This window comes from Shewanella sp. SR44-3 (assembly GCF_014163735.1).
Taxonomy (GTDB): domain Bacteria; phylum Pseudomonadota; class Gammaproteobacteria; order Enterobacterales; family Shewanellaceae; genus Shewanella.
In genome coordinates, this window is record NZ_JACJDV010000006.1 from 75,442 (window position 1) to 97,315 (window position 21,874).

The following is a 21,874-nucleotide window of genomic DNA, read 5'->3' on the forward strand; positions in this document are numbered from 1 at the left end:
TTATTCGCGGGTTAACTTAAATTACAAAACACCAAACCACGAGATAGTCATGAGTAGAGATATTTTACACCGTTACCTGTTTGATAATGCCGATGTGCGCGGCCAGTTAGTCCAACTTGAAGCTAGCTTTCAAGCTATGCTAGCAGCCCAAGACTACCCTAATGCTGTGCGAGTATTGTTAGGCGAACTAATGGCTGCCACTTCGCTACTCACCGCGACCATCAAATTTAGTGGTGATATCAGTGTGCAGCTGCAAGGCGATGGTCCTGTGTCATTAGCGGTTATCAATGGTAACAATGAACTGCAGCTGCGCGGCGTTGCCCGCTGGAAAGGCGAACTTGCTGAAGATGCCAGCTTGCCGACTTTACTGGGCAAAGGCTATATGGTGATCACACTCACCCCAGATGAAGGTGAACGCTACCAAGGGATAGTCTCGTTAGAGCACGGGACTTTGGCAGCCTGTTTAGAAGAATACTTCAATCAATCTGAGCAATTGCCAACCCAAATCCACTTATTCGCCACAAACGCGCAAGCCGCCGGCATGTTGTTGCAAGTTTTGCCTAGCAAGCAAGAACAAAATGACGGCTTTGAACATTTATCTGTACTAACTCAGACCATTAAACCCCAAGAACTGTTCGAGCTAGATGCAGAAGACGTGCTGCACCGCCTTTATCATGAAGAGGAAGTCAGGCTGTTTGAGCCCATGGATGTCAGCTTTAAATGTACTTGCTCCCGTGATCGCAGTGCTGGTGCCTTAAAAACCTTAGATCTGACCGAGCTTGAAACCATTATCGCCGAAGAAGGCAAAATAGAGATGGGCTGTGAATATTGCACTGCAAGCTATAGCTTCGATGCCATAGATATTGCTGCACTCTTTAATGACAACGCCGATACCAGTCAAACTAAGACTCAATAACAGGCTGGTTATTGAGTCACTGTTTTTAGTCTCAGCTTAACCTGCTATTAAAGGTGCCAACAGGCACCTTTGTTATTATCTGCCAACCCCTTCTCTACGTCCCGAATCTAGAACACACATATCACGACATAGGCTGTTACAGCTGAGTTTGCATAAGATACAATAGCCGCCATAAAAATCAGGCCATGATCACAAACCGTGGCAGCCTTTACTGAATAAAAACTCAACCAGCAATAGACTGGCACTCTGACCTAAAGACATGGAGATATTATTTATGACAGATGGAGCACCTCACACTTACCTTAACCCTACCAGCGCCGAATTAGTTGAAATTGCACTTCAACGTGGCGAAGGTCGACTCACGGCTAATGGCGCACTTGTGGCGCTTACTGGTGCTCGCACTGGCCGCTCTCCAGCGGATCGCTTTATCGTTAAAGAGCCCGGTTCTGAAGCTGATATTGAATGGGGGGCAGTCAACAAAGCTTTCGATGCTGGCGCCTTTGATGCGCTATGGGGCCGTGTTGAAGCTTATCTTTCTGAAAAGGAGCTGTTTGTCTCAGAGTTAGAAGTCGGCGCCGATGACGAGCATTATCTTCCTGTGCGTGTTACCACTGAATACGCTTGGCACCAATTGTTCGCTCGTAACTTATTTATTACCCCCGAAAAATTTAACCGTGGCGATAAAGGCGTATGGCAAATCATTAACGCACCCGGTTTTGTTTGCGATCCTACTCGTGATGGCACCCATTCAGATGCTGTGGTGATTTTAAACTTTGCCGAGCGCAAAGTGCTGCTTGCAGGCCTTAAGTATGCCGGTGAGATGAAAAAATCCATGTTCTCAGTGCAAAATTTCCTGCTCCCAGCCAAAGGCGTATTGCCTATGCATTGCTCGGCGAACGTAGGTCAAGATGGCGATACGACGTTATTCTTTGGCCTCTCAGGCACAGGTAAAACAACGCTTTCTGCAGATCCTAAGCGTTTTCTTATCGGTGATGATGAACACGGCTGGGCCAAAGGTGGCGTGTTTAACATCGAAGGCGGCTGTTACGCTAAATGTATCGATTTAAGCCAAAAGAATGAGCCAGTAATTTGGGATGCTATTCGTTTCGGCACTGTGCTTGAAAATGTAATGCTCGATGAAAATCGCGTACCAAACTACAAAGATAGTAGCCTGACCGAAAATAGCCGCGCTGCTTATCCGCTTGAGCATATTGCTCAACGTAAAGAAGATAACCGTGGCAATGAGCCTCATGCTGTGGTGTTCTTGACCTGTGACGTCTCTGGCGTACTACCTCCAGTGTCGATTTTGACCAAAGAGCAAGCCGCATATCATTTCCTATCGGGTTACACTGCAAAAGTAGGCTCTACAGAAATGGGCTCAACCTCTGCAATACAATCAACCTTCTCAACCTGTTTTGGCGCACCGTTTTTCCCACGTCCTGCAGGCGTCTACGCCGAGCTGTTGATAGAACGTATCAAATCATTCAATAGCCAAGTGTACTTAGTCAACACAGGTTGGACTGGCGGCCCTCACGGCGTAGGTAAGCGTTTTGATATTCCAACAACTCGAGCCATAATTGATGCGATTGTTTCTGGTAGCTTGAAAGATGCAGCCACTGAACATCTAGATACCCTGAATCTTGCTGTGCCATTGGCCATTGAAGGGGTTGATAGCGCACTGCTTAATCCAATCAATACCTGGGCAGACAAAGATATGTACGCTAAGTATGCTAAGCAATTAGCTCAGGAATTTAACCGTAACTTTGCTAAATACGATGTATCTGATGCCATTAAACAGGCTGGTCCAAAAGCGTAGCCTGCAACGTATCACTTCCTATCCCAGAACCTTGCGTCAGGCTTAGTCGCTAAGCACTGCAACAGACATACAAAAACCTCAGAACACTCAGTGTTTTGAGGTTTTTTTATGATTAAATCAATTAAAGCATACCTATGGTATTACAGCTTAATCCAGAGTTCTGGACGTTCAAAAGGCGTGCTAGCGGGGAGGATTGGATTGATTAAATCAAAAATCTGACTTTGATGGTAACGGCTCAGCGGAAACATACTCCTGGTTACACTATGATGGCTAATAAATTGATGCAACTCTCCAGATTCAACCATGGCCTCTAAACCTTGGGCCAAGCGCTTCTCAAGCTGCCTATTGTCTTTACTGACAAAAAAATACATAGGCAAAGAATACCGCAGTAAAATCCCTTCATAGGCCATTAGTCCTTGACGATCGGGCCCCTCCAATTCGGCAAAAACCTCGTTAAGTCCTCTAGGGAAATAGTCGCAGCGGTCATGATTTAGCATGGAATACATAAGATCGAACATGATAATTCGCTCAACTTTATAGCCATTAGCCTCTAATATATCGGAATCCGGCCATTGAGACCCTTGGCATGCGGTAAGTTTCTTAAGTTGCGCCGCGGTACTAATCCCTCGAAACTCCGCTAAGCGAGCTTTCTTAATCACAGGCACTCGCATCCCTAATAAGCCTCCGATTAATGGGATGCGTATTGGAGTAAAATGCTGCTCACGCTCTAAATTCGTGCCCGCCCAAGTTATATCAATCAAACCAGAATTCAGTGAATTTAAGCCTCTGGATTGGGACAAAGGGCTGGGGATAGTTTCTAATATCACTTTACCGTATTCGGCCTCGGTATTGCGAAACACCAATTCCAGCAAGTCATAATAATAGTAATAACTAGATGAATACTTCGATGGTCGAGGTTGCAGTCTAACTCTTTGAGTGGCTAGTGTTGTCGAAGTGACTTCTATACTAGCCATATTTGTAGCAGCCACCTTAGTGGGCGAGATCGCGCTTTGTTTGGCTGTAAATAGGCTTGTAGCTTTTGCTTCTGGCAAACAAAGATAACCAAGCAGGGCCAACCAAAGCCATGAGGTTAATACTAACTGCGGCCTACGCATATAAGGCTGTAGCGCAGACATGTTAATCGAGGCGAACGACATCGGCGTATTGATTTCCATTAATCAATTGCAGTTTTTGCACTCGGGTGAGCTTTTTAACATTTAGCTCACGTTTTAACGCTTGGCTTTGGCTACCAACTAACTCTTGATAAACCAAGGTCAATGGACCTTTACCTTTCAGATACTTAGCGGCTTTATTGCCACCTTGTTGGTGCTCATTAAAACGTCTGGCGACATCTTTAGTGATCCCCGTGTACAGGTGACTATTGGCGCACTGCACTAGGTACAAATACCAAGGCGACTGTTTTTCATCATCCATAAACTTTTATCTTTCATTATTTGAACTGCAAATAGCTAAAGCGTTGTAGAGATCATAGTTATCTGAGCCCAGCATGGCATAATAGTGAATCTATCATGAAGTTATGCTATAAGTCTGCAGCTTAAAGTCACTAAGGAATCTTGTATGACCAGCCCAATCGATGCCTGTGCTCAGCCCGCATTACTCCACCCTGTAGAGGCTATTAAGCTGTTATTAGCTCAAGTCAGCCCCATTGCTGATACCGAAGTGCTGAGTTTAAGCCAAGCCGTTGGTCGAGTACTGGCAGAAGATCTTGTCTCTTGCATTGATCTGCCCCCTTTTGATAACTCAGCTATGGATGGTTACGCCTTCCGCTTCGATGAATTAAAGCACTCAGAAACCAGTGCCTTTACTTTAGCTGGTAGCTCATTCGCCGGACACCCTTTCCAAGGGCAAGCTGGCAGTAACACCTGTATCAGGATAATGACAGGTGCCCCGATGCCAGCTGGCTTTGATACAGTACAGATGCAAGAGAAAACCCAACAGCAGGGTGACATAATCCTGATCCAGCCCCCCAAGATCCGCGGCGCCAACGTGCGCATTAGAGCTGAAGAGTTAAGCTCTGGCACTAAAGTGCTCAAGAAAGGCGTGATCCTTAGAGCCGCTGAGTTAGGGGTATTAGCCACTATTGGTGTGAGTCATGTGCGGGTCAGCCGTAAACTAAAAGTGGCTTTTTTCTCCACAGGTGATGAATTAAAACCGGTAGGCAGCGAGCTTGCCGCAGGGCAAATATATGATTCTAATCGCTACTCTATCCACGGCTTGTTACACAGGGCAAATGTGGAATTATTAGACTTGGGCGTTGTTGCTGATGATAAAGAAGCGATACGCGCAGCCTTTAACACAGCTGCAGCTCGCGCAGATATGATTTTAACTTCTGGAGGCGTATCAGTAGGCGACGCCGACTACACTAAACAAGTGCTGGCGGAAGAGGGTGAAATCAGCTTCTGGAAATTAGCTATCAAACCGGGAAAACCGTTCGCTTTTGGTAAGCTAGGCTCAGCTGTATTCTGTGGCCTCCCGGGGAATCCTGTATCGTCTATGGTGACCTTCTATAAACTTGTTTGGCCATTACTGCAGAAAATGCAAGGGCTTGAACTCGTGCCTAGCTTAAGCTTTCCCGCTAAGCTTATTAGTCCTATTCGCAAACAACCGGGGCGGGTAGAATACCAAAGAGGCATTTTATCTTACGATAGCAATAACCAAGCTTATGTTGCCATCACCGGCGGCCAGGGCTCAGGCATGCTCACCTCCATGAGCCTTGCCAATTGCTTTGTATTACTCGAGCAAGAACAAGGGGATTTAGATGTGGGCGCCATAGTCAGAATAGAACCTTTTAATTCGGTGCTCTGCTAGCACTCTTTGAGTCGCACGCTAATAATATACATCCGATATGAAAGCCTAAAAGGGATGAGTTAATGTTTGAAGCCGAGATCCTATCCCACCCAGAGATGATGCGTTACAGCAGACAAATCTCAATAAAAGGGGTGGACTTAGAAGGCCAAGAAGCTTTAAAACAAGCCAAAGTATTAATCATAGGCTTGGGCGGACTGGGTTGTGCGGCCAGCCAATACTTGGCGGTTGCCGGTGTGGGTGAATTAACCTTAGTGGATTTTGACCAGGTCGAATTATCCAATCTCCAGCGCCAAGTGCTGCATCATGATGACAACATAGGCCAGAATAAAGTCGACTCTGCCAAACAGAGTCTGCAACAGCTTAATCCTCACATTAAACTTAACAGTATCAATGCCAAGCTAAGCCAAAACGAGCTAACTGAATTAATTAAACTTCATGACTTGGTATTGGACTGTACCGATAATTTAGCCATCAGGCAGCAGCTAAACCTTAGCTGCTTTAATCACACGGTTCCCTTAGTGTCTGGCGCCGCTATTCGCATGGAAGGGACTGTCACACTCTTTGATTATCAAGAAAGTCGTCCTTGTTATCACTGTTATAGCTCGCTCTTTGGTGAGCAATCCCTGAGTTGTGTAGAGGCGGGAATTCTAGCACCTGTGGTTGGTATCGTTGGCGCCATACAGGCCACTGAGGTCATCAAGTATTTTACTCATTTAGGTCAAGGTCTTGGGGCCAAAGTGCTACTTATTGATGCCATGACCATGGAGTTTAGGCAAATGAAGCTGTTGAAAAATCCACTCTGCCCTGTTTGCAGTGCTAGCAGAAATTAGCACCTCATAAATCTATTAAGACTGGGCAAGGTAAACGAAAGCGACACCAAAATCTGTTTTATTTAGTGCTAATCGGCCTCTGAGCTCACTTCAACTCGTGCGCTATCACTGACGCCCATTGAAGCATCCACTTGATCTCTATCGGCTTTAGCGACATATTTGGGCTTATTGGCAGGTATGCCAGCTTTTTTAGCATTGGCTTTCTTCGCCTTTGCCTTTAGGGTTTGGTTTATTTTCTTCTTACGATTCATTACAGCCTCAATACGCCGTTCCTCTCGAGGTTTATTACCCTCGAATAAGCGGGCATTATAACCACGCCTGCAGCTTAAGTCTTTATTGGCATAGCCTCTTAGTGCATACAGTACAACTAATCGTTATTCATCTAGCGTGCAGCCCAAGATAACAATTCAGGTTTTCTCCACTCTTGAGTAAGCTGTAGCTGCACAGTTTGCATATCGAAACTCACGCCTTGTGTTGGCATGCTGAGATAATGAAATGCCTGGCCTTGATAGATAAAATCCAAACAATAGGCATGTAAATAACACCTATCATTTTGATCTAAACTTGCACCATAAAGCTTATCCCCTAAAATAGGTACGCCGATACTGGCGAGCGCCACCCTAAGCTGATGAGTCTTGCCCGAATGCGGCTTTAACAGATATAAACGTAATCCTTCGGCAATGGAATGTGAGAAAAACTGTGTTATTGCCGGATTCTCCGTGCTGCGTAGCAACTTAAACATGCTACGGCGAGACTTCGCCATATCACCGATGACCCACCCCTGTTTTTTCTTAGGTTTACCTTGAGCGATAGCTAGGTAGTATTTTTGTACTTGATGCTCTGTGAACATGTCCGTAAAACGCCGCGCTGCATCTGAGGTTTTTGCCAATATCAATAAGCCCGACGTCGGCGTGTCTAATCTATGCACGGCATACAGCTTTAGCCCTAAATCGGCCTCTAGTTGCGCCACCACGCCTGCGTTACCGTCTTGACTGTGAAAATGCACATCGGCATTTTTATTGATGACAATAAAGTCACTTTCATCACTGATAATTTGATACATAAATTCACTTAACAAATGAGGTTTGGTTGAGCTTGCAAACTAAATTGAGTGGCTATTTTCAGGCTAAAATTGAATTTCAGCCCTAAGCCCAGGATGATTATCCAAAAGAGCAATACTTGCTTGATGGCGCATTAAAATAGCTTTGACCATAGATAAACCTAAGCCAGTGCCCTTAAGGTGGCGACTGGGGTCTAATCGCACTAAGCGTTCAAACACTCGCTCTTTGTCGCTATCTTGAATTCCCGGACCATTATCACTGATACTAATGAGCTTGCCTTGCTGCCTAAGCTCAATTTCAGCGCCTACGGGAGAGTAATGTATAGCGTTATCCACCAGATTAAACAGTGCTTGGAATAGCAAGTGCTTATCACCCGCAATGCTCATATCATTTTCCAAATGTAGGCTTAATCGCTGAGATTTTGCCTCTGCCATGGCCTCTGCCATTTCAAAGAGGTCTTCACACAAGCCTTGTAGCGAAACTTGCTGCACATCAAGACTTTGCTGGCCTTCTTCTATGCGCGTTAAGGACAGCATGGCATCAAAAGTCGCCAGACAATGATCTAACTCTTCCAGTAAATCGGCACTGGCATTGGCAAGTTCAGAGCTTGGCTTTGATTCTAGCCTTTCTATGCCAATGCGCAGATGAGATAAAGGCGTGCGTAAGTCATGGGCTATGTTATCTGTCACCCCTCGCACTGCCAGCAGATTATGCTCCAAGGTATCCAACACCCGATTGAATTGCTTAGCCAACATATCGAATTCATCATTCTTGTTGCTTAAGGGCAAGCGGGTATCATATTGACCCAGTTCAATTTGCTCACTGAGGCGATTGTAATGCACTAATCGGCGTAAAATCGCCTTAGAAAAAATGTAACCCAGCGCCAATGTTAGCCCTAACGTTAACCCCACAGCCCAAAGCGCGGCCTTAATAAACTTATCAATTAAAGTCGCCAGATGATCGGTGCGGGTGGCGATAAGCACTGGGCCATAACCGGTCATCACTAAGCCACCGGTGAGAATGTGCAATTTATCCGGACCACCAGTGAAAATGGGGAAGTCTTTGGTTTCTGGCAACACTGGCATATTGTCAGGCACAAACGTCAGCGCCCCCACCATGTCGACATTACTGCGCCAAGCGATAAAAGCAGTCTTAGGATCGGCGGCGCGAATTTGCGCCGCAAAGCTGCGGCGATTAACCGTAAGGGATAATTGCTGATAGCGAATTTTCTCTGCAGCTAAATGGCTATCAACTTGATTTTGTTGCTCAATAATTAGTTGTCTATACAAGCTTGTCACCAGTAAGACAATTAACAGCGTCACCAAAATAGAAAAGATGATGGTGATACGCCAGGTGCTGCTTTGGGAGGGTTTAATGCCCTTTGCTGAGGCGATAGCCGGCCCCTCTCACTGTTTCTATCATCTCAGGAAAACCTATCTCCTCAAACTTGCGTCTGAGTTTGGCTATGTGCACATCAATCACATTGGTTCTGGGATCAAAATGATAATCCCACACCGCTTCAAACAACAGTGTGCGGCTAATGACTTTATTCGGATGCTCCATCAAGTATTTAAGCAATTGGAACTCCTTTGGCTGCAGCATAAGCTCATGCTCAGCCAAAGTTACCACACGAGTTAACAGCTCCATTCGCAGTTGACCGACAACCAATTCAGCAGGTGGAGCCACGCCTTGGCTGCGTTCGGTTAGCTTTTCAGCTCTGACCAACAGCTCAGCAAAGGCGAACGGTTTAGTCATATAGTCATCGCCGCCGGCACGCAAACCTTTGACTCTCTCATCCACGTGATTTAGCGCTGATAAAATCAATACCGGAGTACTGTTGCCACTGCTTCTTAAGGCACCTAGCAAGGTCAAACCATCAAGCTTTGGCAACATGCGATCTAGGATAATTAAATCGTAGTTATTGTGCCTTGCAAGGTGCAGACCTTCTTGACCATCTGAAGCAAGATCTGTGGCAATATTATGCCCAGCAAAGCCTTCAACTAAATAAGTTTGCGTAGTAGCGTCATCTTCAATAATTAAGATTTTCATGTCTGATCCTTGCGGCTAGTCCCACTTAAGTAAAGGTAGTGGCCGTAAATTGTCGATATCGAAGGCGATAGTATTCTTGCTCTGTTCAGTGAGCAATTTAAGCTCTAAATAGCTAATGGCGAGATCATGATCTAATTCAGCTTCCAATAAAAATCCAGGCTGGTTTTTTATCGCCATGTTCACGAGGTCAGAAAAACTTAGCTGCTTTTTTTGCAACATTTTGAGTGCTTGGACTTGGTCTAAATCATCAGCAGCAATAGTTTTACTGCTGTCTTTGAGCTTGACGCCATCTTTGGCTCGTATTCGAGTTTCGATAAGCTTTTGCTTCGCTAAATTAACGATCATAAACTCATAAATAAGTTCATCAGCTTCAATTTCCATATCAAAAGCCACGATCATGTCGCCTTTTACTGCCTCTAACTGCTTCATCACTGAAATAGGCGTTTGATAAGTGCCCTGAGATAGCACCTGGTACATGCTAGGAGCAGCTAAAGCGTTACAAGAAAAGGCTAGAAAAACAAACAGACAACGAAACATGAAAGGCCCCATAAAATTAATCATTGGCACTACTTTACCTAAGCCGCGTGTAAGTCCCAAGCATTGAAATATTAAACATTGATCATGAAGGGGTTAATCATACTAAACCCCATGATTATTTATTGATATTTGGATCGGTATCCGCCGCAATGGTGAGCAACTCAGCGGTGACGATGGCAAGTTGCCTGCGTTGCTCGAGCTTAACCTCAAGTGATGCAAACTCCATCAAGCTTAGTTCAAGGCTTAAGTTGTAATCACTCTGCTCGATAGTGAGCTCACATCGAACAAACTCTGCAATTACCCGTATCTTAGTCACCCGAACCCACAGATCTTGTTCCACAGGTGATAATGGCTCATTGGCCTCTAAAGCCACTAACCGTAAGCTGGGTTTCTTAAAAATACAGTAAAGTGTGTCGCCCAGCTTCACCTCGACATTGGACGTAAGTCGCAGAGTTTGCTCGCCAATACTGAACTCGGCATCGCTGCGGCTTAGGCTCATGCTTGGATTTGGGCTTGGATTTGAGCTTAGGCACTTAATAGCAACAATATTTTTAAGCCCCATTTGCCGCGCCACCAGCTCATTAACAGGATTAGCCCAAATGTTAGCCGGAGCGCCACTTTGAAGTATTTTCCCTTGATGCAGTAACAGCATCTTATCTGCCAGTAAAAATGCTTCTTGGATATCGTGAGTCACTAAAATGATAGGAATCGCGAGCTCAGCGATAATCTGCATCAAATATTGATACAAGCTATCGCGAGTTTGTATATCCAGCGCCGAAAAAGGCTCATCCAGCAGCAAGACCTTAGGCTCACGGCTTAACGCTCGAGCAAGGGCGACTCGCTGTTTTTGACCACCAGAAAGCTGCCTAGGTAATCTGTCGCTATATTCCCCTAAACCAACCCGCTGTAGCCAAAGTAAAGCCTGTGGGCGGCGCTGGGATTTTGGTAAATGATCTAACCCTGCTAGTAGGTTCTCTAGTGCTGTTAAACGCGGGAATAAGCCAAAATGCTGCGGCACGTAGCCAAGGTGGCGTTGCTGCGGCGATAAGCATAATTGCTTGTCACTATCAAACCACACTTCTTCACCCAAGCTGATAAGGCCCGATTGTGGCCGACTCAAGCCTGCAAGCATGCGCAGCAAACTAGTCTTGCCACCACCAGAGGGTCCCACAACGGCAAGGACTTCGCCGCCTTGGCAGTTGAAATCCAATTCCAAGGGAATAGGTGTATGCTGGCTTATCTGGCAACGGAATTGATGCGTATTATTGGCCATTGGTAGTCACCATACGCCGTGATAAATGGCTGGTTAAAGCTAATACACTGACGGCAAACACCAATAAGAATAATGACATTGAGCCAGCGGCCGCTAAATCGAAGGCTTGCACGCTATCATAGATGGCAATAGACAAGGTTTTGGTCTCGCCGGCAATATTGCCACCCAGCATAAGCACCACGCCAAACTCACCCAATACATGAGAGAAACACAATACAATCGCGGTCAGTACTCCAGGCCATACCATGGGCAGTTCAATCTTATATAGTATCGCCCAAGGTGACATACCGCAGCACAGGGCAGCATCGCGCACATCCATAGGAATAGCTTCAAATGCTCGCTGAATAGGCTGCAATGCAAAGGGAATATTAATCAATACCGAAGCCAGCACTAGGCCTGAGAAGTTAAACACTAATGAAGTGCCTAAATATGTCTCTAACCATTGCCCCACTAAGCTTTGGCTGCCCAACCCCACCAGCAAATAATAACCTACTACTGTGGGCGGCAAAACTAATGGCACCATCACTAGCGCTTCTAACCAAGGTTTGGCTTTGAAATCACGGTAAGCTAAGAATTTTGCCGCAAAGATAGCCAGCGGAATTAAGATAATCACAGTCGTGCTGCTTAATTTAATCGACAACCAGAATGCTTGCCAATCCATTAACGCTCTCCCGTCACTGCGGCAGTAAAACCGAACTCGGTAAAGGTTTGTTGAGTTTGAGGCAATAACAGATATTCATAAAAATCTTTGGCTTGGATACTTGCATGCTTAATCAACGCCATGCGCTGATTAAGCGGTTTATGCCAAGTTTCAGGTAAAGCAATGTAGCGGCCATGCTGTTTAAACTCAGCATGTTGCACCAAAGACAGCGCCACTATGCCCCCTTGAGTTGAACCACTTAAGGCAAACTGCAACGCTTGGGAGACATTCTCCCCTAGGATGAGTTTATTTTGTATTCGCGGCCAATTGCCACTGGCGGTTAACACCTCGACGGCACGCTCACCATAAGGTGCGTGCTTAGGGTTGGCGATGGCAAAACGTTTTAGTTCGCCCTTGGCAAGTAATAGCTTAAGACCATTCAGCTCAGCATCTAGACTTAGGGGGGAACCATGGGGGACAACCAGTGCTAATCTGCCAATGGCATAAATGTGCCCTTCACCCTGAGTGAAACCTAAGGCAGCCAATTGATTTACATAAAATTCATCGGCACTGAGCATTAACTCATACGGTGCTCCATGCTGAATTTGCGCGACAAAATTACCCGATGATCCATAAGTGACCCGAATATTTGCTCCGGTATCCCTATGGTAATCGGCAATGATGGTATCCAATGCTAATTTCACGTTGGCAGCGGCGGCGATTAAGGGACCTTTATCATTGGCCATCGCCTGAGTGGTTATCCCAAGACTTAAGCTCAGTAGCAACAAGCAGATGCTAATAGCAGACCATTTGCGGCTAATGCTCACACTAACACCATGGTCCGTTTGGCACATCAATGCTCGCTTAACCACTCCCTTGCAACCACCCCCCCTCAACCCCATTAAGCTTTTCCTTGTTGCCAAGTGTTAGCCGCCGCTTCATCCGTGTCTCTAGCCGCTAACCAACGCTCACCTTGCTCGCTTGCTTCAAGCTTCCAAAAAGGCGCCTTGGTTTTTAAGAAATCAATGAGATATTCACAGGCAGAGAAAGCATCGCCTCTATGAGGACTGCTGACCCCAATAAAGACAATTTGTTCGCCTAAATCTAGGCGGCCGACACGGTGGATCACAGTTAAATGGTTTATCGACCAGCGCTGTAGTGCCTGCAGGCAAATCTGTTCAAGCACAGATTCTGTCATCCCAGGGTAGTGCTCTAAAGTGAGCGAAGTAATATCACTGCCCTCGTTAAAATCACGCACCTTGCCGCAAAATGTCACCACTGCGCCATCATTGTTGTCTTGTGCAATGCGCCCATACTCTTGGGCAAGATCAAAATCTGCCTCTTGCACTGCTATTTTTACCTTAGGCATCATCAGCCCCCAGTCACAGGAGGAAAGAAAGCCACTTCATCGCCATCTTTAATGCTGGCATCCCAAGTGCTCATGGTTTGATTAATGGCTACCAGCAACTTATCGGACGCCATCACCTTGGCCCACTTGTCATCTGTGCTTGCCAATTGCGCCCTAAGTACTTCGGCCGTGATACCGCCTTTCTCAATTGCAAGATCAAGACTTGCGGTGCCTAATAATTCACGAACTTGGGCGAAAAATAAAATCTTAATCATGCGAAATATCCTTAACAGGCTTTACGCCTTAGCTTTAAAATCACCCGACTTACCGCCGCGCTTTTCAAGCAAGCTTACACTGGTAATTGTGATGTCTTTTTGCACAGCTTTACACATGTCGTAAATGGTCAACGCAGCAACACTTGCCGCCGTAAGCGCTTCCATTTCTACCCCGGTTTTTCCCGCAAGTTTGCATAAACTGGTTATCCGAACTCGATTAAATTCAGGCTCAGCAACCAACTCAAGCTCAACTTTAGTGAGCATTAACGGATGGCACAGAGGGATCAGATCTGAGGTCTTCTTAGCGGCTTGGATACCTGCGATTCTGGCGGTCGCAAACACATCGCCCTTATGATGCTGACCATTAATGATCATCTGCAGTGTCTCTGGGGCCATCTCAACAAAAGCTTGGGCACGTGCTTCACGCTCTGTCACCTCTTTAGTGGTGACATCCACCATATGAGCATGGCCTTGAGCATTGATATGGGTGAATTCTGACATTGAGTTACGGTACCTAAGGCTAATGAGTGAAAACAAATAACATGAGTCATGTTGAATTATCGGTCTTTAAATGAGGTTATAAACTTGATGTTTCTCCTCTCTTAGCCGCCAATTGAAGCCAAATGCGTAGTCACCCCAGTAATACCTTGATGTAACGAGTGCGCCGCTGTCTTATAACCTAATTGCTGCTGTAAACGTGCCATCAATTCAGGGGTTTGGCTTTTGTCTTGCAGCAAATCTTTCAGGTTAACGCCATTCTCAGTAAAGAGGCATAAATGCAGTTTACCTTTGGCTGAAACCCGTAAACGGTTGCAACTAACGCAGAAGTTTTTCTCATAGGGCATGATAAGACCAATACGGCCTTGGTAATCACTATGGCTGAAGTTTTGCGCGGGGCCATCAAGAATATCAGCCTTATCTAATTGCCAACCATCACGAATAAGTTGCTGCTTCACTTGGGTTCCAGCTAGATGATGCGCCTTAAAATACTCGCGCCCTAAACCTGTCTCCATCAATTCGATAAAGCGCAGATCCACCGGCATGTGTTTTATCCAGTGCAGGAACCTAGGCAGGTCTTGGCTATTGAGCCCTTTTAGCAGCACGGCATTGATTTTAACCCGTTCAAATCCGGCCTCTAGTGCAGCATCTACGCCACGCATAACCTGATCGAAGCGATTCTCGCCTGTGATTTGATAGAACATCTTAGGATCTAGACTATCAATAGACACATTAATGCGCCTTAAACCTGCACCATACCAAGCTTGGGCATTTTTCTCTAACCGATAGCCATTAGTGGTCGTCGCCACGGTGCGAATATTAGGCGTGTTGGCGACGATACTAATAATATCGATGAAGTCTTTGCGTAGGCTGGGTTCACCGCCAGTAATACGTACTTTTTGAGTGCCTAATTGTGAAAAGGCATCAACGAGTAACTCTATCTCACTTAAGGACAAAAACTGACTGTCGCCTTGGCTTTGATAGCCATCAGGTAAGCAATAGGTACATTTAAAATTGCAGGCATCTGTCACCGACAGGCGCAGATAGTGAAACCGTCGACCATAATTGTCTTGTAGTTGGGACATGTTAACCTTTCCAAGTGTGGGAGGTGAGTGCATTTCTTTGCTCACCCCGGTGGCATTATTACCACGGCTAATTACCCGTATCTAAAGACTTAGGATAAGAAGCTCGGAGAACCGTCAGTGCTTATTATAGACATGTCTAATTTAAATCAAACAGCCTATTTTTGTGTTTCCCCTTCTATAGACCGGAAATCAGCGGCTTTTGTGACGCAGCTCACCTCAGGAATAACATACTTGCTGCTGTGCCAACGGTGTTTTTTAAGGTAAGGTAAACACATAAAAAAATGACAACACCCGCCTATAGTCGGGGATTAACTAAAGGTGAAAACATGGAACGCGAATCAATGGAATTCGACATAGTTATCGTCGGAGCAGGTCCTGCTGGTTTAGCCACGGCCTGTCGTTTGATGCAGATATCAAAAGATGCCAATAAAGAGATCACTGTCTGTGTCGTTGAAAAAGGCTCAGAAGTCGGTGCTCATATACTTTCTGGTGCAGTATTCGAGCCTCACGTGCTCGATGAGCTCTTCAGTGACTGGCGTGATGATGCTCCCCTTAAAACCAAAGTCACAGATGACGAGATCTACTTACTCAACTCTGATGCTCATTCCCTACATATCCCTAATACCTTCGTACCAAAAACAATGCACAACCAAGGTAATTATATTATCAGTGTCGGCAATCTTGCCCGTTGGTTGGCTGAACGTGCAGAAGCTTTAGGAGTCGAAATATTCCCAGGTTTTGCCGCCAGCGAAATGCTATTTAATGAAGACAATAGCGTTAAAGGCATCTTGATTGGTGACATGGGTGTCGGCGCAGATGGTCAGCCTAAAGACAGTTACATGCCAGGCATGGAGCTGCACGCTAAATACACTGTACTTTCTGAGGGTTGCCGCGGCCACCTTGGCAAGCAGTTGATTGAAAAATATCACTTAGATGCCGGTAAAACCCCACAGCATTACGGTCTAGGCTTTAAAGAAATTTGGAAAATCCCTGCTGAGCAACATACTGAAGGGAAAGTGGTTCATACTGGTGGCTGGCCGCTCAATAACGGTTCGTCTGGTGGTGGTTTCCTCTATCACATGGAAGACAACCAAGTTGCCGTCGGTTTAATTATCGACCTTAACTATAAGAACCCACACCTAAGCCCATTTGATGAGTTTCAGCGTTATAAAACTCATCCGCTCATTGCACGTACTCTAACGGGAGGAGAACGCTTAAGCTATGGTGCTCGCGCTATCGCCAAAGGCGGCTTTAATTCATTACCTAAGATGAGCTTCCCCGGCGGCTTGTTGATAGGCTGTGATGCTGGAACATTAAATTTTGCCAAAATTAAAGGCACTCACACTGCAATTAAGAGTGGTCTTGTAGCAGCCAGTACCTTAGGTGAGGCATTGATTGCTGGGGTTGAAGCTGGCAAAGACTTAGATTGCTTCGGTCAGCGTATCAGCGAAAGCTGGTTACATGAAGAATTACATCAATCTCGTAATTTCGGCCCAGCACTGCATAAGTTTGGCACTTGGATGGGTGGCGCCTTTAACTATATCGACCAGAACTGGTTTGGTGGCAAAATCCCGATCACATTAAAGGATGAGTCAGCAGATCATGCTCAGATGGGCCTAGCTAAAGACTTTAAGACTATCAATTACCCTAAAGCCGATGGCAAATTAAGCTTTGATAAACTGTCTTCGGTATTTCTATCTAATACCTTCCATGAAGAAAACCAGCTCTGCCATCTACGTTTAAAAGATGCCAGTATTCCAATCTCAGTAAACTTAACTAAATTTAATGAGCCCGCCCAGCGTTATTGTCCTGCTGGCGTGTATGAAATTGTCGAAGAAGCCGGTGAGAAGAAATTTGTTATCAATGGACAAAACTGCATTCATTGCAAAACCTGTGATATTAAAGATCCCAGCCAAAATATCACTTGGGTAACCCCAGAGGGTGGCGGCGGTCCTAACTACCCAAATATGTAGCATGCGCCACAATTTGGTATATTTTTTCCAAACGCACTCAAAATGAGTGCGTTTTTTTATTATATTCGACTAATATTGGCGCTATTCAACTTAAACACACTAAGTGTTGCAACTAAGTCGTAAGCTTGATACTAAGTTGATATTACTATGTTTATTTTATGCTTTTAGTCAACTATTTTGCCTAGCAGCCGATAAACCCTGAGTAACCCACAAAGGTAGTTTATAGATGAATTATTTCAACTCGCTCACCATCAAACAAAAGATACTTATGACTGTTGCTTTCGCGGTATTACTGTCGACCATTTTGGTTGGAGTACTAAGCCAGCGCAGCGCAAAAAATGTTATTGAGCAGCGCATGCTTGGATCTGAGCTACCGAGTCTGTTAGTGCAAATTCGCAATAAAGTCGAAATGGACATTAGCGGGCTAATGAATGCTGCTGAACAACTTGCCAGTAGTCGCATGCTATTGCGCTGGCTCCAAGATGGACGTCCTAGCGAGCAAGAGGCCTTAGTCACATCCCAACTCAAAGACTTAACCTTGCAATATGATTTAGCCCAAGCCTCCTATGCCGACAGACAAAGTGCAGCTTATTATACTCAAGATGGCTTCTTGCGAGTGCTTCAACCAGACCAAGACGGTTGGTTCTTTGGATACCGTGACAGTCGTCAAGAAAGAATGCTCAATGTATTCACCGAGGCTAATGGTGAAGTCAAACTATTCGTCAACTACCAGCAACCTGATGGTCGCGGTTTAGTGGGGCTGGCAAAATCTTTAGACGATATGGTGGCCTTGCTCGCCTCGTTTAAAATTGAAAAATCAGGTTTTGTGTTCCTTGTGAATAATGCCGGTGGCGTGACTCTGCACCAAAACAAGAGTTTTATTGGTAAAGCTAAGTTAGAGCAACTTTACCCCAACATTCAAACTAGAGAACTTCTAAGCAAAAATAACTTCAACTTAGTCAAGGCTGATGTTGATGGTCAACATATGTTGGTCGCCTCAAGCTATATTCCCTCTATGGATTGGTATTTGGTCGCCCAGGTACCTGAAGCTGAAGTGTTCGCACTACTGGAAGAATCGGCATATCAAACCTTAGTTTTAACTGCTCTCGTTGCTGGTGCATTTATATTTCTAGCCTTGTTTGTGGCAAGCTCAGTAAGCCGACCCATTACTGTCGTGGCTGAGATGTTTCGCAATATTGGCGAAGGTGAAGGCGATTTACGTCAACGTTTACCTGTTAAAGGCGAAGATGAGCTTGCGCAACTTGCCAAGGGCTTTAATAGCTTTATCAGCAAAATCCAAGAGTCCATCATAGAAGTTGCCGACACCAGTCAACAACTCGGCTTGTCCGCTAAGGATGTTTCGTCTCAATCGAATCTCACCCTCAGCGACAGTCAAATCCAGAAAGACCGCACCATGATGGTGGTCACGGCTATTAATGAAATGGGTGCCACAGTTAATGAAATTGCCAGCAACGCAGCGCAAGCCGCAGTAACGGCAAGGGATGCTGATAAAGGCGCTGTTGAAGGTCAAAACGTCGTTATCCGTGCTCGCACCACCATTAATCAATTGTCTAAAGACGTTGAGTCGGTAGGCGAAGTGATTGAATCTCTCGCAACCCACACTAAATCCATTGGCAGTATCTTGGATGTTATCAGAGCGATTTCAGAGCAAACTAACTTATTGGCATTAAATGCCGCCATTGAAGCTGCGCGTGCTGGTGAAGCAGGTCGGGGTTTTGCCGTTGTTGCTGATGAGGTGCGTAATTTAGCATCACGTACTGCGGCGTCAACCAACGAAGTACAGGCTATGATTGATAAATTACAATCAGAATCGGGCCGCGCTGTTGATGCTATGTCGCAGAGCCGTTCACGCTCACGTGAAGGTGTCGCAGCAGTAGATGAAGCCAGCCAATCTTTAAGTGGGATTAGCGAGCAAATTGCTATGATAAGCGACATGAATATACAAGTTGCCGCAGCCACTGAAGAGCAATCTACCGTAGTTGAAGAAATTAACCGTAACGTCACGGAAATTAATGACATTACCCATAGAACAGCTAATACAGCTCAAGCTGCTGCTCAGGCTAGCCAATCCCTGAATCAATTAGCCCATAGGCTTGATTCTTTGGTAGCTCGCTTTAAGGTTTAGCACCGACCTAAGCTTACATTTAGAAAGTCTAGTGCTAGGCTTCCAATAAAAAAGCCGTTAACTTATTAAGTTAACGGCTTTTTTTATAGTACAAATAGTGCCAATAATATTGTAATACTAAGCCAATGAGTCTGCTGCTATAGCTCCCAGATACCTTTGCAATTCCTCTCCAGGTATTGAGCTTGGAGTTTCAACCGCAAATGCTGCCCAGCGCGCGCCTTCAGCCATCGCAGTAACGATATTCATGCCCAAACAGAGCCCATGGATAACCCCAGCCGCATAAGCATCACCAGCACCTGTGGTATCAACCACATTAGCGCTAACAGCTGGTACTTGCTGTACTTGATAAACTTCATCTTGATCTTGACTGTAAACCAAGGCGCCAGCCTCTCCATCGGTAACAATAAAATGCCTAAGGCTGTCACCCGATAGCTGCGTTGCAAATTCCCAAGGACTTAACTCACTACGCCCCGCTAGATCGCTTTTAGAGGCAATAAGCACATGGCAAGGTCTTGGCCTATCATCTTTTGCTAATTGCGCCACCACTAAGGTATGTGCCAATGCTGATTGCGCCCATAACTCGGCGCCTTGAGCCGATGAATTAATATAAAATGCCTGCCAATCATGCCACTTAGGGGCAGATTTGAGAATAAAAGCCGGCCTTTGGGGACGAATAATGGTTCGCTCACCGTCTGGGGTCATGACCAATAACATTTCGCAGGTATTACCGTCAAAACGCTGCACTAAACGACAATCTAAGCCGTAAGTGCTGGCTTTAGCTAAAATCCAATCGCCAATTTCATCGCTACCTACTTGGCTGACAATGGCGACATCATGCTGCGCCCATACCAAGCCAATTCCAGTGTTAGCTCCCCCGCCACCTAAGCGCAATCCACCATCTTGATAATGGAATCTGCCACCGGTTTGCAGTGGTTTATCTAAACGTAAAATTCTGTCGCAGTTTAAGTTAGCCAAGATCAAAATATTTGCCATGGAGGTTTCCTAAGATTAAACAGAGCTGATACTAACGCGATTGTTCACGTAATTTAGCCCAAGCTTGACGCTGAGCGTGACTTAGAAAACTCCAGGCCAAAATACGAGTAATTTTATTGCCTTGGTGCATTTCTATTGTTTTCACTTCAATGGCATTTTGTTGTGCTAATTGTGCATAACAGGGCTTTAGATTCTCAGACTTGGATACTAATGACGTAAACCACATACACTGTGCGGCAAAGGCTTTACTCTCTACTATCATATTTGCCAAAAATGCCGCCTCGCCCCCTTCACACCAAAGCTCAGCCTTTTGACCACCAAAATTAAGCTCAACTGTCGACTTAGTCATTTTAGGTTGTCGCTGGCCTTTATTCTTAGCAAGATTCCTCAGTTTACGCTGGGTGCCAGCACTAGCGTCAGCCAGTGAACGATGAAAAGGTGGATTACACAGGGTAACATCGAAGTACTCATCAGGCGCAATGACACCGCTAAATATCGCCTTAGGGTTAACTTGCAGCCTAAGACTAAGCTTGGAGGCTAACTGCGGATTATTCTCAACAATTTTCCGTACGTTATCCAATGAAACCTTATCGATATCACTGGCCACAAATTGCCATGAATAGCTTTGAATACCCAACAAGGGATAAATGCCGTTCGCCCCAGTACCAATATCCAGCGCCCGTATTCTCCCATTAGCCCTAGCCTGATTATTCTCATTTAAGAGATCCGCTAAATAATGAAGATAATCCGCTCGACCTGGGATGGGGGGGCACAAATAGCCCTGGGGAATATCCCAATGAGTAATGCCATAATGGTGCAACAGTAATGCAGCATTAAGTTGCTTCACGGCATTAGGATCTGCAAAGTCGATAGAAGTATTACCATAAGCATTAGGAGTAACAAAAACCGCCAATGCCGGATGCGCCTGAACTAACAAGGTAAAATCATAGCCTTTGTTATGAAGGTTTCGCGGATGCAAGGTTTTAACTAACGACTTAGATACTGTGGGAGTCACAGTTTTTTTCTTGGCGCTGCGCCGCTGAGTCATCCCAGGGCGCTTGTCCTGTTTAGGAGGGAACTTTGACATGGGGTTAGTCGTATAAATAACGAGTAAATAAAAGGTTTACGACAAATCCACGGCCCGTTTCTTGCTCCATTAAACGATTGATCACTTCATAGCATTCCCGACGTATTTCCTCGCGACCAGTTAAAGACTTCACTTTGTTTTCCGCTTGATTACCTAAAATTTCTACGATTGCAGCACGCAGTAAAGGATCGTGATGTTCAATAGAAACAAGATCATCAGGGTTCTTAACCATCAGCTCGACACTTATTCGTACAAAGCCCATTTTCTTACGATTTGAGATATAGTTAGTAACGATTTCTGGCTCAAATCCATAGTAAGCATAATCTTCTAACGCAGCCTCTCCAGCACTTTGAGCATCAAAAGCCAATGTCAGCAATACCAATAGCGCAGTGGCAATTTTTTTCATAATAAAATGCTCTCCTAAAAATGGTTTTGGGTAGGCTTGAGCTAACGGGTCCATCGGGCCATCTACCCGCAAAATGATCGACATGATAAACTCAAACGCTTTTAACTATATT

The 21,874-nt window shown here is 45.3% G+C and carries 22 protein-coding genes, 1 pseudogene and 1 riboswitch; of the genes and pseudogenes, 6 read left to right on the forward strand and 17 right to left on the reverse strand.

Going from position 1 to position 21,874, the window contains the following annotated elements; all coding sequences use genetic code 11:
* Positions 1–49 precede the first annotated feature (49 nt).
* Both hslO and H5073_RS05360 read left to right on the forward strand, forming a co-directional pair.
* Positions 50–916 (forward strand): Hsp33 family molecular chaperone HslO, encoded by an 867-nt coding sequence (hslO, locus tag H5073_RS05355; protein WP_182677692.1) that lies wholly within the window; start codon positions 50–52, stop codon positions 914–916.
* A gap of 274 nt (positions 917–1,190) precedes the next feature.
* Positions 1,191–2,732 carry a phosphoenolpyruvate carboxykinase gene (locus H5073_RS05360; RefSeq protein WP_182677694.1) on the forward strand — a complete coding sequence of 514 codons (1,542 nt, stop codon included), beginning with the start codon at positions 1,191–1,193 and terminating at the stop codon, positions 2,730–2,732.
* A gap of 140 nt (positions 2,733–2,872) precedes the next feature.
* Here H5073_RS05360 and H5073_RS05365 read toward each other — a convergent pair whose 3' ends face one another.
* Positions 2,873–3,706, reverse strand: coding sequence for a hypothetical protein (locus H5073_RS05365; protein ID WP_182677696.1), 834 nt, complete (start codon positions 3,704–3,706; stop codon positions 2,873–2,875).
* Between the two features lie 163 nt (positions 3,707–3,869).
* Positions 3,870–4,157 (reverse strand): annotated as a pseudogene (locus tag H5073_RS05370) (GIY-YIG nuclease family protein); the annotation flags it as partial.
* 153 nt (positions 4,158–4,310) lie between these two features.
* Between H5073_RS05370 and glp the strand changes: the two are divergent.
* Both glp and moeB read left to right on the forward strand, forming a co-directional pair.
* Positions 4,311–5,561 carry a gephyrin-like molybdotransferase Glp gene (glp, locus tag H5073_RS05375; RefSeq protein ID WP_182677701.1) on the forward strand — a complete coding sequence of 417 codons (1,251 nt, stop codon included), beginning with the start codon at positions 4,311–4,313 and terminating at the stop codon, positions 5,559–5,561.
* 62 nt (positions 5,562–5,623) lie between these two features.
* Positions 5,624–6,391 carry a molybdopterin-synthase adenylyltransferase MoeB gene (gene moeB, locus H5073_RS05380; RefSeq protein ID WP_182677704.1) on the forward strand — a complete coding sequence of 256 codons (768 nt, stop codon included), beginning with the start codon at positions 5,624–5,626 and terminating at the stop codon, positions 6,389–6,391.
* 68 nt (positions 6,392–6,459) lie between these two features.
* Here the strand turns inward: moeB and H5073_RS05385 are convergent, their stop codons facing one another.
* The 12 genes from H5073_RS05385 to moaA all read right to left on the reverse strand — a co-directional run bounded on the left by H5073_RS05385 (position 6,460) and on the right by moaA (position 15,157).
* A complete protein-coding gene (locus H5073_RS05385) occupies positions 6,460–6,642 on the reverse strand; it encodes a DUF2986 domain-containing protein (protein ID WP_182677706.1) in 183 nt (60 codons plus the stop codon).
* A gap of 131 nt (positions 6,643–6,773) precedes the next feature.
* Positions 6,774–7,454, reverse strand: coding sequence for a TIGR01621 family pseudouridine synthase (locus H5073_RS05390; RefSeq protein ID WP_182677708.1), 681 nt, complete (start codon positions 7,452–7,454; stop codon positions 6,774–6,776).
* 63 nt (positions 7,455–7,517) lie between these two features.
* Positions 7,518–8,753: a sensor histidine kinase gene (locus tag H5073_RS05395; protein WP_404948375.1), complete on the reverse strand. Its 1,236-nt coding sequence runs from the start codon at positions 8,751–8,753 to the stop codon at positions 7,518–7,520.
* 70 nt (positions 8,754–8,823) lie between these two features.
* Positions 8,824–9,501 carry a response regulator transcription factor gene (locus H5073_RS05400; protein ID WP_182677712.1) on the reverse strand — a complete coding sequence of 226 codons (678 nt, stop codon included), beginning with the start codon at positions 9,499–9,501 and terminating at the stop codon, positions 8,824–8,826.
* Positions 9,502–9,516: 15 nt separating this feature from the next.
* On the reverse strand, positions 9,517–10,038 hold the full coding sequence (locus H5073_RS05405) for a hypothetical protein (protein ID WP_182677713.1): 522 nt from the start codon (positions 10,036–10,038) through the stop codon (positions 9,517–9,519).
* Between the two features lie 115 nt (positions 10,039–10,153).
* On the reverse strand, positions 10,154–11,311 hold the full coding sequence (locus H5073_RS05410) for a sulfate/molybdate ABC transporter ATP-binding protein (RefSeq protein WP_182677715.1): 1,158 nt from the start codon (positions 11,309–11,311) through the stop codon (positions 10,154–10,156).
* Positions 11,301–11,972: a molybdate ABC transporter permease subunit gene (gene modB, locus H5073_RS05415; protein ID WP_182677717.1), complete on the reverse strand. Its 672-nt coding sequence runs from the start codon at positions 11,970–11,972 to the stop codon at positions 11,301–11,303. The genes H5073_RS05410 and modB overlap by 11 nt, the downstream gene beginning before the upstream one ends.
* The gene (modA, locus tag H5073_RS05420) at positions 11,972–12,805 is read right to left on the reverse strand and encodes a molybdate ABC transporter substrate-binding protein (RefSeq protein ID WP_404948376.1); all 834 of its coding nucleotides are present in this window, start codon (positions 12,803–12,805) and stop codon (positions 11,972–11,974) included. The genes modB and modA overlap by 1 nt, the downstream gene beginning before the upstream one ends.
* A 47-nt stretch (positions 12,806–12,852) precedes the next feature.
* On the reverse strand, positions 12,853–13,323 hold the full coding sequence (gene moaE / locus H5073_RS05425; protein ID WP_182677721.1) for a molybdopterin synthase catalytic subunit MoaE: 471 nt from the start codon (positions 13,321–13,323) through the stop codon (positions 12,853–12,855).
* Positions 13,323–13,574: a molybdopterin synthase sulfur carrier subunit gene (gene moaD / locus H5073_RS05430; RefSeq protein ID WP_182677723.1), complete on the reverse strand. Its 252-nt coding sequence runs from the start codon at positions 13,572–13,574 to the stop codon at positions 13,323–13,325. Before moaD ends, moaE begins: the two co-directional genes overlap by 1 nt.
* A 21-nt stretch (positions 13,575–13,595) precedes the next feature.
* Entirely contained in the window at positions 13,596–14,075 is a 480-nt protein-coding gene (gene moaC, locus H5073_RS05435; RefSeq protein ID WP_182677725.1) for a cyclic pyranopterin monophosphate synthase MoaC, read from the reverse strand.
* A gap of 101 nt (positions 14,076–14,176) precedes the next feature.
* Positions 14,177–15,157 (reverse strand): GTP 3',8-cyclase MoaA, encoded by a 981-nt coding sequence (gene moaA, locus H5073_RS05440; protein ID WP_182677727.1) that lies wholly within the window; start codon positions 15,155–15,157, stop codon positions 14,177–14,179.
* Positions 15,145–15,278, reverse strand: a riboswitch (molybdenum cofactor riboswitch). It overlaps the preceding gene by 13 nt.
* A 205-nt stretch (positions 15,279–15,483) precedes the next feature.
* Between moaA and H5073_RS05445 the strand changes: the two genes are divergently transcribed.
* A complete protein-coding gene (locus H5073_RS05445) occupies positions 15,484–17,130 on the forward strand; it encodes an electron transfer flavoprotein-ubiquinone oxidoreductase (protein WP_182677729.1) in 1,647 nt (548 codons plus the stop codon).
* A 226-nt stretch (positions 17,131–17,356) separates the two neighbouring features.
* A complete protein-coding gene (locus H5073_RS05450) occupies positions 17,357–19,276 on the forward strand; it encodes a methyl-accepting chemotaxis protein (protein WP_182677731.1) in 1,920 nt (639 codons plus the stop codon).
* 117 nt (positions 19,277–19,393) lie between these two features.
* Here the strand turns inward: H5073_RS05450 and H5073_RS05455 are convergent, their stop codons facing one another.
* The 3 genes from H5073_RS05455 to H5073_RS05465 are packed head-to-tail and all read right to left on the reverse strand — an operon-like array spanning position 19,394 to position 21,762.
* Positions 19,394–20,269 (reverse strand): PfkB family carbohydrate kinase, encoded by an 876-nt coding sequence (locus H5073_RS05455; RefSeq protein WP_182677733.1) that lies wholly within the window; start codon positions 20,267–20,269, stop codon positions 19,394–19,396.
* A gap of 31 nt (positions 20,270–20,300) precedes the next feature.
* Complete coding sequence (gene rlmF / locus H5073_RS05460; protein ID WP_182677734.1) at positions 20,301–21,356, reverse strand: 23S rRNA (adenine(1618)-N(6))-methyltransferase RlmF; 1,056 nt, start codon at positions 21,354–21,356, stop codon at positions 20,301–20,303.
* A gap of 4 nt (positions 21,357–21,360) precedes the next feature.
* Complete coding sequence (locus tag H5073_RS05465) at positions 21,361–21,762, reverse strand: flagellar basal body-associated protein FliL (RefSeq protein ID WP_182677847.1); 402 nt, start codon at positions 21,760–21,762, stop codon at positions 21,361–21,363.
* Positions 21,763–21,874: the final 112 nt, after the last annotated feature.